The following is a 13299-nucleotide window of genomic DNA, read 5'->3' on the forward strand; positions in this document are numbered from 1 at the left end:
TCTGACGCCGGACGGGCCAGCGGTGGCCCGCCGGAATCTTAGTGCGCGGTGGTCGGCGCGCTGACTGGAGCGGTGGCACGCGCTTTAGCCCACGCTTTCTCGCACTCCGGGGTGAGACGTTCAACGCGGGTCAACGTCATACGATCGTAGGAAAGGGTGTTGCCCTCGCGCTCGATCGGGTAGATATCCAGGGAAGCGGTCACGTTGTAGATATCGCTATCGCGGTTCATCAGTTTCCCCGGCTGGGCGATCACGCGCTGCCACTGGCGGCAGTCGAAGGTGTCCCCATCTTTGGTGACGATCAGGCTGGCGATGGCGTCCGGACTCATCATCTCACTCTGCGGCCCTTTCGTCTGCCAGTAGCCTTCCAGGCCTGCCGGCGCGGGGGCTTTAACAACGTCTTCGTAACGATCAACCTGCACGCATCCGGCCAGCGCCACCACCATGCCAGCAAAAACTAACTGTTTCATCATTCATCCCACAAGCTGATAAAAAAGTATTGTGGCATTAAAGCGTTAAGCCTTCCACCCCCGCTGCGGGCGGAGAAGCCGGGTAAAACACGGCCAGGCATCGCGACCTTCATATGAAATAAGGAAATTCTGAAAGTAAAAGAATCTTTGGCGCCTAACCATAGCAGCCACGGGCACTTTTTGTTTTTAATTCGCTCACACTACCGGTTCTCGACTTTACTTTAAGAGTTTTCCTGGCAAATTATATGCAGAGATGCGGAATAGTTTAATGGAACTAATGGGTTCTTTCTTAAACCTACTATTATTACCGCCCGCAAGGACTGCTTCGCACAGCCAGTGCGAAGTGTATATCGTTACGTGTTGATTGAGGATGGGTCATGTCAACGATGATTATGGATTTGTGCAGTTATACCCGGTTAGGACTTACGGGATATCTGACCAGTCGGGGAATTAAAAAACAGGAAATCGTTGAGGTCAACTGCGCTGAGGATCTGCACAGGCACTGTGCGTCATGTTGCCCGGCGGTGGTGTTTCTGAATGAAGATTGCTTTGTGCATGATGATGAAAGTAATAACATTATTCGCCAGATCATCACGCAAAATCCGGCGACGCTGTTTGTGATTTTTATGTCGCTGGCGAACATCCATTTTGACCGCTATCTGCGGGTACGTAAGAATCTGCTAATCAGTTCAAAATCGATCACCCCAAAAGACCTTGATGTCATTCTGGTTAATTATCTTAAATACAAGAACACGAGCCTGGGGCAGTTGAATTTACCGACGTTGTCGCTAAGCAAAACAGAATCAAATATGCTGCAAATGTGGATGGCCGGGCATGGTACTTCGCAAATTTCAACGCAAATGAACATCAAAGCGAAAACGGTATCATCGCACAAAGGTAATATTAAAAAGAAAATACAGACGCATAATAAGCAGGTGATTTACCACATCGTTCGGCTGACCGAAAACATTACCAGTGGTATTCAGGTGAATCTACGCTGAAACAAACTGGCGGTGGTCCCGCCAGTTCGGTTTTACGAGATTTCTTTTTCCACGAAGATCCCATCCGGGTGCCCTATTTCATTGAAAAACCAGATCCCCAGGGGATAGTCTTCCAGCGAAACCAGATACATCGTCCCTTCGCTAAACGACTCAATTGCCAGCACTACGCCCGATCGACGTGGGCCACCGTCGGTCTTCACCGTGACACGATCGTTCACCTGCATAATCCATCTCCTCTCTATTTTCAGCCAGTGTAGAACAAAACCACGCCGCTCGCAGCGTCGCGGCCGGTGACTGGCGTTTTTTTAGACCGACTATACTTAAAAAGGCTTGAGCGACGCTCAGCGAGGGGGTAATGATGAAGAACCGATTGACAGACCAGACCGGGAACGACGTTGATGTCAACGTTGATGCTCTACTGGCGGCGATTAATGAGATCAGCGAAAGCGAAGTCCACCGCATCCTCGATGACCCTCAGCGCGCCAGTATCGATGGCCGCGGGGCGCATACCTGGCGCGAACTGGCGGAGGCATTTGAACTCGATATTCATGATTTCAGCGCCAGTGAAGCCAACCGCTAGTGATGGGCGAAAAAAATCCCGACTCGCAGGAGTCGGGATCAAACTTGCTAATGCAAGAAGCACTTGAAAATTCGTTACACCGGGAAATCCGATGCGTTGAAACATTATCCTCAATTATTTTGCATGACAAGAGATATTCATGACGCAAAATATTGAGAAAGTCGGCGCTTCGCAGCAGAAAGGGCTGCAAGGCTGATGCGAGAAGGCTTAGCCGCAAACCGGTTTCATCCGATAGTACGATCGCCAGACATTACTTTAAGATAAATCTCAAATCCGCTGGCGCGAGCGAAACGTTTTACTCACGCTTCGCTGCGAAAACAGACCTGGTTGCGGCCATTCTGCTTGGCCAGATACAGTCGACCATCGGCGACCGACTGCAGCGCTTCAAAGTGATACTCTCCCTGCTCTTCGCTGGCGCTTACCCCTAACGACGCGCTGACCCGCAGCGTCACGTTATTATGCAAAAAGACCTCCCGGCCATGAATACGCAGGCGTAGCCGCTCCGCTATCGCCGCCGCTTCCTGCAGCGTGGTATTCGGCAGCACGACACAAAACTCCTCTCCCCCCACGCGGCCCAGCAAATCGCCTTCCCGCACAGTGCCGGCAAGGGTACTGGCCACCATCGACAGCACCCTGTCACCCGCCTGATGACCATAGCGATCGTTAATGCTCTTAAAGTGATCCAGATCGAGCTGGATCACCGCCAGCGGTAGTCCGCTGCGCTGGCAGGCGCTGGCGAGCGCCATCGCCTTTTCAAACAGCGCCCCGCGATTGAGCAGGCGGGTTAAGGCATCGTGCCAGGCCTGCCACTCCAGAGAGGTCTGGAGGACGCTCATATTGCGGACCATACGGCGGATCACCAGCCAGGAGAGCAGCAGCATCAAGGTGAAGAGGATCCACATCAGGGTCAGGGCGATGGTGATGGTGCCAAAGTTGCCGCGTACGCCTTCCCGCAGGGTGTGGATCCGCAGCAGCACGCCGTCAAAATTCCGTAGTTTGGCCCAACTGATATAGCGCGTCAGCAGACGCAGGCCGCCCTGGTTATCATGGGCAAACGCGCGGCTGAGCAGCTCCTGCTCGCGCGGCGACAGCAGCGTCAGGACATTCCCCGGCGCAGAGGAGGCCAGCAGGCTAAGATGGCTGTCATAAAGCTGGTATTCCCCCACCTGCCCGCCCTTCATCGCGCTGATTAAAAATGCTTTTATTTCGCTGACTGAGAAATCCATCGCCAGCACGCCGCGCCAGTAACCGGCAAAATCCAGCGGTATCGAGGCGGTAACCACCTGCTCTTCCAGCTGTGGGTCATCGTCAGGAAAGGTTTGCCAGATAACGCCGCGGTACGGATTGTTCCGCTGGGTCTGCCGGGTAAACCAGAGGGCGCTGATAGCGCGCGAATAGTGCGTCTTCACCTGCGATTCATCGCGCAGCGGCAGGGTCGAGGTGAAAAAGCCGCTGCGGGAGATATATTGCATCCGCTCGGCAAAATCGCGGTCATGCTGCGTCAGATTTAACAGATAACCCAGCTCCAGCGTCGCCATCAGTTCATTGACCACCAGCGGATCGTCCGGCAAGAGCAGCGGGTGCTCCCTGACGACGCTCTCCGAGACGCCAAACACCGGCAGCGTCCGGCGGTTCGGGAGCGCCACCCGCCAAATCTCCTGATGGCGCTGGTTCAGATAGCGCTGGCTGGCCTCGTGCAACACATCGACGTCGAGGGGGCGTTCAAGTGCGGACTGCATACCGTGGCGAAAAAACATCATCCTGTCGATGTTAAACTGCAGCAGCCCATCCATTTCATGCGCGACGTTAGCCAGATTATTGCGCTGGTTCGCCACGTAGGCCTCTTCCAGGACGTTGATTTCACGCCAGATCAACAGCGTGGAGAAAAATAGCACCACGATAAAACAAACGTTAACCACATGTGCCGGGCGAGTCAGGAAGTAGCGCTTTTTCAACTTCAACCGCAGTGGCTTATCCATCTTTCTCTCGTAGTACGTTGCGCAAACCTGACGTTGTCAGCGCACGCGGTTTCTGTCGATACCGGACGCGCTTTTTAGCGTAGACCACGCGGCGCCAATCCGCTGCGCCGCACCTGACTACTTCGCCGCGCCACGCAGGCGGCTCACCGCCTTGACGCCGGCCAGTACCACCGCACCGATGATAAAACCCAGCACCAGATTGACCACCATCGGCAGCAAGGCGGCCAACATGCCGCCCAGGCCCGCGCTCCAGTGCTCAATGGCATGGTGCAGCGGCGCAATACCGTGGACCACAATCCCGCCGCCAACGAGGAACATGGCCAGCGTCCCGACGACAGAGAGCAGTTTCATCAGCCAGGGAGCCACGGCCAATAACCCTTTGCCCAGCCACTGCGCCAGCGTACTGCGTTTCTCCGCCAGCCAGTAACCCATGTCATCCAGCTTGACGATCACCCCCACCAGGCCATAGACCCCGACGGTGACCAGAATCGCGATCCCTGAGAGAATGAGGATCTGATTCAGCAGCGGCGCTTCCGCGACAATGCCGAGGGTGATGGCGACAATTTCCGCGGACAAAATAAAGTCGGTGCGAATCGCCCCTTTTACTTTGTCACGCTCAAAGGCCAGCGGGTCACGATCCGCCAACGCCTGAAGACGCTGCTGCCGTTGCGCTGGGTCCTCCTTGTGCTTACGCGCTTCCAGACTGTGGAGCACCTTCTCCACCCCTTCAAAACAGAGAAACGCGCCACCCACCATCAGCAGCGGCGTGATCGCCCAGGGAATAAAGGCGCTGATCAGCAGGGCCAGCGGCACGAGGATGATTTTATTGACGAACGACCCTTTCGCCACACCCCAGACCACGGGCAGCTCACGATTTGCCCGCACGCCGGTCACCTGTTGGGCATTCAGGGAAAGATCGTCGCCCAGCACCCCCGCCGTTTTTTTCGCCGCCAGCTTGCCCATCATGGAGATATCGTCCAGCAGCGTGGCGATATCATCAAGTAACGTTAAAAGACTACTTCCTGCCAAAATGATTTTCCTTCTCTCTTCATCAATGTCTCCCTCGAGTATGCGTTAAAAAACGGCCGCTGCCCAAGGTACAATTAGTCAATATAAATTTAACAACCTGGCGCAAATTAAGCGCTCGCCAGCAGGATAGTTTTCACGTTTACTATATGTCCCCTTTCTATCTCTGCACCGTCGTGAGGAAGTATGTCTACCCGTCAGCTGTTACCGCTTATCGGGGCGCTGTTTGCGCTGTATATCATTTGGGGCTCTACCTATTTCGCCATCGCCGTCGGCGTCGCCAGCTGGCCGCCGCTGATGATGGCCGGAATTCGCTTTCTCTCTGCCGGCGTGCTGCTGCTGGGATGGCTGTTGGCCACCGGCCATAAACTGCCGGCCCGCAGGCCATTGCTTAATGCCGCGCTGATCGGGGTTTTGCTGCTGGCCGTCGGCAACGGCTTTGTCACCCTGGCCGAACATCAGCACGTTCCCTCCGGGATCGCCGCGGTGATGGTCGCCACCGTTCCGCTGTTCACCCTGTGCTTCAGCCGCTTTTTCGGCATCGCCACTCGGAAGCTGGAGTGGCTGGGGATTGCCATTGGCCTCGCGGGTATTGTGATGCTTAACAGCGGGGGCAACCTGAACGGCAACCCCTGGGGCGCACTGCTGATTCTGATTGGCTCTCTGAGCTGGGCCTTCGGCTCGGTTTACGGCTCGCGGATCGTGCTGCCGACCGGCATGATGGCGGGGGCAATCGAGATGCTCGCCGCCGGGATCGTCCTGCTGGCCGCCTCATGGCTGAGCGGTGAAACCTTAACCCGCGTTCCGTCGTGGTCCGGGATCGCCGCCGTAGCCTATCTGGCTATCTTTGGCTCGCTGATTGCCATCAACGCCTACATGTTTTTGATCCGCAATGTCACCCCGGCGGTGGCCACCAGCTACGCCTATGTCAACCCGGTGGTAGCGGTTCTCCTTGGCACCGGATTCGGTGGCGAAAGCCTGTCACTGATCGAGTGGCTGGCGCTGGCGGTGATTATTTTCGCCGTCGTGCTGGTGACGCTGGGCAAATATCTCTTCCCGGTTCGCAGCGAAGTTACTCCTTGTAAGGCGTCGAAATAAGCGCCAGTTCGCGGATCCCCTGGGTGTCGATCTGCGCGTCGTGTCCGGCGCCGCAGATCCACTCTTCCAGACGCTCGGTGAGCGCCTTGTCATTCAGCTTCAGGCGACCGCGCAGGGCGCACTCCCAGACGATAAGCACCCGCCAGCCCTGCGCGGCCAGCTTTTGCCGGTCACGGGCATCGCGCGCTACGTTGCCGGCGATCTTGTCCAGCCAGAACGCCGTCCGGGTGGCCGGCACCTTAAACAGGTAACAGTCATGGTGGTGCCAGAAACAGCCGTGGGTAAAGATGACGCAACGGTAGTCGGGTAAAGCGAAATCGGGGCGCCCCGGCAGCTCGCGATCCTGAGCAATAAAGGTGAATCCCGCCTGAGTCAACAGCGCCGCTATCCGCTTTTCGATCGCCGTATCGCGCGTGGCGATAGCCCGCATATTTTTACTGCGTGTGGCTTTATCGTGAACATCCGCCATCGTTATCATCCGCTTCGCGACGCGCCACCGCCTGAGCGATGCGCGGGGCCAGGAGCTTCGCCACCGCGGCGAAGACCGGAACCACTACCGAGTTGCCGAACTGACGATAGGCCTGGGTATCCGACACCGGGATGCGGAAACGCGCCCCCTGAGGCGATTCGAAGCCCATCAATCGGGCGCACTCCCGCGGCGTCAGCCGACGAGGACGCCGCTGTTGATTCTGCGGATCGTCAAAATGCGTCTCGCCCAGCGGCCGGTCCCAGCCGCGATCGACGAGAATTTCGGCGCCATCTTTATAGTAGCGGGCGGAGAGCGTCCGGGCCACGCTGTGAGGATTCGCGGGGTCCACCAGGCCATAACCAAAGCCATTGCCCCGCGCCTGATGCTTGCGCGCATAGCGATAAAGATATTTCCACAGTACCGGCGTGAGGATAAATTTGGCATCCACCGTCGGCTCCAGCAGCTCGCCAAATGTTGGCCGAACCGCCGGGTAAAGCGCCGCGATATCGCGCAGCGTAAACCCTTCGTGCAGCTGCAGATCGCGACGGAAGCCTACCAGCACGATGCGCTCCCGGTGCTGTGGTAAGAAATGGCGCCCGTCGATCACTTTCGGATCGTCCGGCCCGCTATGCCCGGCGTCAGCGACCTCATACCCCAGCTCATCCAGCGTCTGCATGATGATGCGGAAGGTGCGTCCCTGATCGTGACTTTTGAGATTTTTAACATTCTCCAGCACAAAGATCGCCGGCTGACGGGCGGCGATAATTCTCACCACATCAAAAAACAGCGTCCCCTGGGTTTCGCAGGCAAAGCCGTGGGCGCGACCCATGGCATTTTTTTTCGATACGCCGGCGAGTGAGAAAGGCTGGCAGGGAAAGCCGGCCAGCAGCACATCATGCTGCGGGATAGTCTCGCGGATATGCTGCGCCGCCTCGTCATCGCTAACGTCGGGGCGATGGCTGAGGGTGATATCGCGGATATCTTCATTGAAACGGTGTTGCTGCGGATCGCAATACCAGTTGGCCTTATAGGTGCGCACCGCATGCTTATTCCACTCGCTGGTAAAGACGCACTGCCCGCCGATGGCTTCAAAACCGCTGCGGATCCCGCCGATACCGGCAAACAGATCGACAAAGCGGAACCCATAGTGCGGATGATGGGCCGGCGGCGACGGCAGCAGCGTCGCCAGATGAGCGACCTCCTGCGGACGCAAACGCCCCGCCGCGCGGCTGAGGGCCGCCACGCGCTTGAGGATCGCCGCGCTCCAGTGCTGCTCCCCGACGCTCACCAGCTCGGCGACCAGCGTTTTCACATCGTAGATCGTCATCAGCTGACGCAGCAGCGCCTGAGCCTCTTCACCGGCCTGCTCCGTCAATGACAACGACCTGTTTTCCTTAATTAACTTTTGTGGCATACCCTCAACCAGCGCGGACGATTTTTGCAGAGAGTACCATAAATCACTGGTCGGTTGACGGCTGCGGTGCAAAGCGGCGTAAAACCGCCTCATCCAGCGCCATAGGCTCCCCCTTCAGCTCCGCGCTGATCTTGGCCATAAACTCAACGAGGAAGCGCGCATTATGCTGCGCCATAGCCCTTCCTGCGGCGGTCTGCATGGTTTCCGGCAGGCGCAGGAGTTTGCACTGGAAATGGTCGAGGGCATATTTTCTGTCATCCAGCGCTCGCCGGTCGGCGAAAGGATCGTCGGCATCAAACAGAATGGTGTTCAGGGCGCCGGCGACGGCGAAGACCCGCGCCAGGCCAATCGCCCCAAGCGACTCGAGACGGTCGGCGTCCTGGACGATTTTCGCCTCCAGCGTGCGCGGCGGGATCGCCGCGCTAAAGCTGTGCGCCTCAATAGCATGGCTGACCGCCGCATAGCGGTCTGCGGGAAAATCGGTAAACGACGACTGCAAAATCGCCAGGGTTTTCTCGGCAGCCATCATCGAAGAGCGGCTTCGCTCCGGATGATTTTTAGGCAGACTGACAATGTCATGAAAATAGCAGGCCGTGAGAAGCACCAGCCTGTCGACTTCCACCTCCCCGGCGGCCAGCCGGGTGGCGGTGGCCCAGACGCGACGAAAATGGGACAGATCGTGCGCCGCATCCTCCTGGGCGTGGTGCGTCAGTATCCAGTGCTCAAATCGTTGCTGCCAGTCTACCAGGTTCATAGGCGTTCCTTATCTGAAGGTCAGCCTCGAGCATAGCAACTTTACGACCGATGATCCCGCCTGCTTCTGGCGGGTCGTGTATACCAGACGACAGCACCTAGGATCGCGCCAATGCCGGCGAGCACCAGCATCCCCAACAGGGCGCCAAGCCATTTCCCTGCCATTGTGCCAAAGTCGCCCTCCGCGCTGGCGCCGGGAACGCTGTGAATTTTCCCAACCACCCACCAGTAACGCACAATGACCCAGACACAATATCCGCAAAAGGCATACAACGCCCAGAGCGCGAGTTTGCCGCCCGGGCTGCGTTTTGCCTGCTCTTCCATCTCATTCTTCTCCGTGACAAATCATACTACTGCCACCCAAAACGTGACACGCATCACATTATAGCGCCAACCTGCGCCACAGGCAGCAGTTTCATCCTTGTCTTCTGCACCCACTTATCACTTATGCTGCCAATGGAAATACCCAAGGGTTTGTTCTTTATTACTTACCCACAGGATTAAACATTAACGACATCAACCATGCCGCGTATTGTACTTATCTCACCCGGCGAGTTTGTCTCATAAATTATATTTAAATGCTGAACAACCCCCTCGCCGTAAATTAATAAAAATAATTTCATTTGGTTAACAGAGGTCGCAACAAAACAACATAACCCATTGCTATATAATAAAATAATAATAAAATCAGATTCATTCAAATTTAATATAACGAACCATTTGGAAATATTTTGCAATATTTTACATTATTTATTTACATATTTTATTTTAAATAAAAATGAACCTGGTCGTTAGTATCTGATAGTCATTCCGGAGGGATTGTCATAATTCACAGAAATTATTATTAAAAGGGAATATATAATGAAAAGAAAAGTACTGGCTCTCATGGTTCCGGCATTATTAATGGCCAATGCCGTTAATGCCGCGGAAATCTATAACAACAACGGCAACAAACTGGACCTTTACGGGAAAGTCGCCGGCCTGCACTATTTCTCAGACGACACTTCAGAGGACGGCGATCAGACCTATGCACGCTTTGGCATCAAAGGCGAAACGCAGATCGCTTCCGAGTTAACCGGCTACGGTCAGTGGGAATACAATATCAAGGCCAATACCAGCGAAAATGAAGGAGCGAATTCCTGGACCCGTCTGGCCTTCGCCGGTCTGAAATTTGCTGACTATGGCTCACTGGACTATGGCCGTAATTACGGCGTGGTGTACGACATCGAATCCTGGACTGATATGCTGCCAGAATTCGGCGGTGATACCTACACCCAGACCGACGTCTACATGACCGGCCGCACCAACGGGGTGGCCACCTACCGTAACAGCGATTTCTTCGGCCTCGTCGACGGCCTGCATTTCGCCCTGCAGTATCAGGGTAATAATGAAAACGCCGGTTCTGGCGAAGGCACTAACAACGGTGGTGCTCGTAAACTGGCGCGGGAAAATGGCGACGGGTTTGGTATCTCCAGCTACTACGATCTCGATATGGGCATCAGCTTCGGGGCCGCCTACTCATCTTCCGACCGTACCCATAACCAGCTGGCGGCAGCACGTAGCAGCCATATTTATGCCAACGGTGATAAAGCCGACGCCTGGACCGTCGGCGCCAAATATGACGCCAACAACATCTATCTGGCCGCCATGTATGCGGAAACCCGCAACATGACCTTCTACGGCAACGGCGCTATTGCCAACAAGACGCAGAACTTTGAAGTCGTCGCCCAGTACCAGTTCGATGAGTATAATTTACCGCTGCGTCCGTCTGTGGCCTATCTGCAATCAAAGGGTAAAGATCTCTACTCCTCTTCTCGCTTCGGCGACAAGGATCTGGTCAAGTATGTCGACATCGGCATGACCTACTACTTCAATAAAAATATGTCCACCTATGTGGATTATAAAATCAATCTGCTGGACGAAGACGACCGCTTCTACAGCAACAACGGTATCTCGACCGATGATATCGTGGCCCTCGGTCTGGTTTACCAGTTCTGATCCCCATCTAAGCCCGCGCTCAGCGGGCTTTTTCTTGTTCCCGCTCCGTTGAGATCACTCTTTTCGACATTGCCGCTTTCCAGGCGTACCTTCCCTCTTTATGATGCGTTTAAGCTCGTTCGGGCAAATTGCGGCGGTAAGACCACACAAGGACAAGGCAAAGTACCGCGTCTTTACGCTGAAACCAGGACGATGATGATGGCGATACCCCAGCGCAGGCGTTATACCTGAAGCTAACGGTGTTATTGAAGGGGAATGGTCAGAGAAAGAATAGTGGCGGAGAGAGGGGGATTTGAACCCCCGGTAGAGTTGCCCCTACTCCGGTTTTCGAGACCGGTCCGTTCAGCCGCTCCGGCATCTCTCCGCTGTTGTGGTTGCTATAATGCCAGGATCTTTGGCATTTTAATAGCTCCCGTTTCGGTAATCGTGTTCAAGTGACGACTTTGCGAGCAATATGATGTTTAAATGGCCCTGGAAAGCAGATGATGAGTCCGGCAACGCAGAGATGCCCTGGGAGCAAGCGCTTGCCATTCCGGTTTTAGCCCACCTTTCGCCCGCTGAGCAGCATAAGCTGACGCAGATGGCTGGCCGTTTCCTACAGCAAAAACGTCTGGTAGCGCTTCAGGGACTGGAGCTGACTCCGCTGCATCAGGCGCGGATAGCTATGCTCTTTTGCCTGCCGGTACTTGAGCTGGGGATAGAGTGGCTGGACGGTTTTCATGAAGTGCTGATCTACCCTGCCCCGTTTGTCGTGGATGATGAATGGGAGGATGATATTGGCCTGGTCCACAACCAGCGGGTGGTGCAATCGGGGCAAAGCTGGCAGCAGGGTCCCGTGGTGCTGAACTGGCTGGATATTCAGGACTCCTTTGATGCGTCAGGCTTTAACCTTGTGGTGCATGAGGTAGCGCATAAGCTCGATACGCGGAATGGCGATCGGGCCAGCGGGGTACCGCTGATCCCACTGCGCGAAGTCGCCGGCTGGGAGCACGATCTCCACGCGGCGATGAACAACATTCAGGATGAGATAGATCTGGTGGGGGAAAGCGCAGCCAGCATTGACGCCTATGCCGCCACCGATCCCGCTGAGTGCTTTGCCGTCCTATCGGAATATTTTTTCAGCGCGCCTGAACTGTTCGCGCCCCGCTTCCCGGCCCTGTGGCAGCGTTTTTGCCATTTTTACCGCCAGGATCCGCTGGCGCGCAGACGGGAGAATGGCCTGCAGGACGAAGACGATCGGCGCACTGTTCACTAAAACAACGTGTTGAGCTAAATTTAGCCATTTGAATCAGCAAGTTAATTTTAGTGTTGACACAAAAATGCCGGGCCAGTAGTATGCGCCTCGTTCACACCATTCCTCTGTAGTTCAGTCGGTAGAACGGCGGACTGTTAATCCGTATGTCACTGGTTCGAGTCCAGTCAGAGGAGCCAAATTTAAAAAGCCTGCTTTTAAGCAGGCTTTTTGCTTTTCGGGCCCCGCCGGGCCGCCATCCCGCATCAAGGCTTAACTTTTTCCACCGCTACAAACTTCCCTGCGCCGCTGTGGCGCTGATATTCACCGGCATGCCGGAGCGGCGCTGCAGGGTTTGCTCGGCCTGCGAAGAACTCACTCCCGGCCCCTGAGTAAACTCGCGCAGCGCCGAGGTCATCGGCAAGGGGACTTTTCTGTCGGATTCAAACTCCGCCCGGTTGCGCGACAGCGGCTCGTGCACCTCCAGCCAGTGGCTGCCGTCCGGCTCCACGGTATACTTCACCGGCTGATCGATCAGCTGGACGCGCGTTCCCACCGGGACGTTATCAAACAGGAATTTAATGTCGTCATTACGCAGGCGGATGCATCCCTGGCTGACGCGCAGCCCGATACCAAAGTTGGCATTGGTGCCGTGGATGGCGTACAGCCTGCCGATATAGATCGCATACAGCCCCATCGGATTATCGGGCCCGGGCGGCACCATCGCCGGCAGCGTTTTGCCCTCTTTCGCATACTCGCGGCGGGTATTGGCGGTCGGTACCCAGGTGGGTCCCTCCTGCTTGCGCTCTACCGCCGTCACCCAGTTACGCGGCGTTTCACGTCCCGCCTGACCAATGCCGATTGGCAGGACTTCCACGCTATTGCCCAGCGGCGGGTAATAATAGAGACGCATCTCGGCGACGTTGATGACGATCCCCTCCCGCACGGTGTCAGGCAGGATCAGCTGTTGCGGAATGGTCAGCGTCGAACCGGAGTGCGGCAAATAGACATCGACGCCGGGGTTAGCCTCCAGCATATTGCTCAACCCCTGGCCGTACTGGGCGGCAAAACTTTCCAGTGGTTGAGTGTTGTTCTCCGGCACGGCAATGGTAAATGCGCTGCCCACCAGACGGCTCCCCTCCGGCGGCAGCGGATAGCTAACGGCCAGCGCGCTGTGGCTGGCGAGCAGCATCAGCGCCGAACAAAGTAATTTCACACGCCGCATCGTCATTTTCCCTTCCTCAGTCGCGACTCTCGTGTGTGAATTATAGCGGTATTTC

14 protein-coding genes and 2 tRNA genes are annotated in these 13299 nt (G+C 55.9%); 6 read left to right on the forward strand and 10 right to left on the reverse strand.

The genetic code is table 11. From position 1 onward, the window contains the following. Window positions 1-38: 38 nt before the first annotated feature. Window positions 39-473 (reverse strand): lipoprotein YedD, encoded by a 435-nt coding sequence (yedD, locus tag ACQUTI_RS05085; protein WP_072140493.1) that lies wholly within the window; start codon window positions 471-473, stop codon window positions 39-41. A gap of 374 nt (window positions 474-847) precedes the next feature. Here yedD and rcsA point away from each other — a divergent pair, with 374 nt between their 5' ends. Then, window positions 848-1471, forward strand: coding sequence for a transcriptional regulator RcsA (gene rcsA, locus ACQUTI_RS05090; protein ID WP_004203475.1), 624 nt, complete (start codon window positions 848-850; stop codon window positions 1469-1471). Between the two features lie 32 nt (window positions 1472-1503). Here rcsA and dsrB read toward each other — a convergent pair whose 3' ends face one another. Beyond that, window positions 1504-1695, reverse strand: coding sequence for a protein DsrB (gene dsrB / locus ACQUTI_RS05095; RefSeq protein WP_004203477.1), 192 nt, complete (start codon window positions 1693-1695; stop codon window positions 1504-1506). 134 nt (window positions 1696-1829) lie between these two features. Between dsrB and yodD the strand changes: the two genes are divergently transcribed. Beyond that, entirely contained in the window at window positions 1830-2051 is a 222-nt protein-coding gene (gene yodD, locus ACQUTI_RS05100; RefSeq protein WP_004203478.1) for a YodD family peroxide/acid resistance protein, read from the forward strand. Window positions 2052-2350: 299 nt separating this feature from the next. Here the strand turns inward: yodD and dgcQ are convergent, their stop codons facing one another. Both dgcQ and ACQUTI_RS05110 read right to left on the reverse strand, forming a co-directional pair. After that, window positions 2351-4030: a cellulose biosynthesis regulator diguanylate cyclase DgcQ gene (dgcQ, locus tag ACQUTI_RS05105; RefSeq protein ID WP_428923214.1), complete on the reverse strand. Its 1680-nt coding sequence runs from the start codon at window positions 4028-4030 to the stop codon at window positions 2351-2353. A gap of 117 nt (window positions 4031-4147) precedes the next feature. Next, window positions 4148-5059, reverse strand: a complete 912-nt coding sequence (locus ACQUTI_RS05110) for a DUF808 domain-containing protein (protein WP_023318643.1) — start codon at window positions 5057-5059, stop codon at window positions 4148-4150. 183 nt (window positions 5060-5242) lie between these two features. Between ACQUTI_RS05110 and yedA the strand changes: the two genes are divergently transcribed. After that, on the forward strand, window positions 5243-6154 hold the full coding sequence (gene yedA, locus ACQUTI_RS05115; RefSeq protein WP_023318644.1) for a drug/metabolite exporter YedA: 912 nt from the start codon (window positions 5243-5245) through the stop codon (window positions 6152-6154). On the opposite strand, the gene ACQUTI_RS05120 is transcribed toward yedA, so the two are convergent. The 4 genes from ACQUTI_RS05120 to drpB all read right to left on the reverse strand — a co-directional run bounded on the left by ACQUTI_RS05120 (window position 6129) and on the right by drpB (window position 9114). Next, on the reverse strand, window positions 6129-6623 hold the full coding sequence (locus ACQUTI_RS05120; RefSeq protein ID WP_122543176.1) for a very short patch repair endonuclease: 495 nt from the start codon (window positions 6621-6623) through the stop codon (window positions 6129-6131). The two genes, yedA and ACQUTI_RS05120, sit on opposite strands and share 26 nt — an antisense overlap. Next, the gene (locus tag ACQUTI_RS05125) at window positions 6604-8004 is read right to left on the reverse strand and encodes a DNA cytosine methyltransferase (protein WP_072206876.1); all 1401 of its coding nucleotides are present in this window, start codon (window positions 8002-8004) and stop codon (window positions 6604-6606) included. Before ACQUTI_RS05125 ends, ACQUTI_RS05120 begins: the two co-directional genes overlap by 20 nt. 76 nt (window positions 8005-8080) lie before the next feature. After that, window positions 8081-8791: a phosphohydrolase gene (locus ACQUTI_RS05130; RefSeq protein WP_004203487.1), complete on the reverse strand. Its 711-nt coding sequence runs from the start codon at window positions 8789-8791 to the stop codon at window positions 8081-8083. 41 nt (window positions 8792-8832) lie between these two features. After that, window positions 8833-9114, reverse strand: coding sequence for a cell division protein DrpB (gene drpB / locus ACQUTI_RS05135; protein WP_004203489.1), 282 nt, complete (start codon window positions 9112-9114; stop codon window positions 8833-8835). Window positions 9115-9651: 537 nt separating this feature from the next. Here drpB and ompC point away from each other — a divergent pair. Further along, window positions 9652-10788, forward strand: coding sequence for a porin OmpC (gene ompC / locus ACQUTI_RS05140; RefSeq protein ID WP_017900242.1), 1137 nt, complete (start codon window positions 9652-9654; stop codon window positions 10786-10788). Window positions 10789-11062: 274 nt separating this feature from the next. Here the strand turns inward: ompC and ACQUTI_RS05145 are convergent. After that, a tRNA-Ser gene (locus ACQUTI_RS05145) sits at window positions 11063-11152 on the reverse strand. 90 nt (window positions 11153-11242) lie between these two features. On the opposite strand from ACQUTI_RS05145, the gene mtfA reads away from it, so the two are divergent. Further along, window positions 11243-12043 carry a DgsA anti-repressor MtfA gene (gene mtfA, locus ACQUTI_RS05150; RefSeq protein WP_072140495.1) on the forward strand — a complete coding sequence of 267 codons (801 nt, stop codon included), beginning with the start codon at window positions 11243-11245 and terminating at the stop codon, window positions 12041-12043. A 100-nt stretch (window positions 12044-12143) separates the two neighbouring features. Then, window positions 12144-12219: transfer RNA gene (locus ACQUTI_RS05155), tRNA-Asn, on the forward strand. Between the two features lie 89 nt (window positions 12220-12308). On the opposite strand, the gene ldtA is transcribed toward ACQUTI_RS05155, so the two are convergent. Then, a complete protein-coding gene (ldtA, locus tag ACQUTI_RS05160) occupies window positions 12309-13250 on the reverse strand; it encodes a L,D-transpeptidase (RefSeq protein ID WP_023318650.1) in 942 nt (313 codons plus the stop codon). Window positions 13251-13299: the final 49 nt, after the last annotated feature.

It is taken from the genome of Klebsiella sp. 7-CIP_Kleb., from assembly GCF_050378655.1.
GTDB lineage: Bacteria > Pseudomonadota > Gammaproteobacteria > Enterobacterales > Enterobacteriaceae > Klebsiella > Klebsiella quasipneumoniae.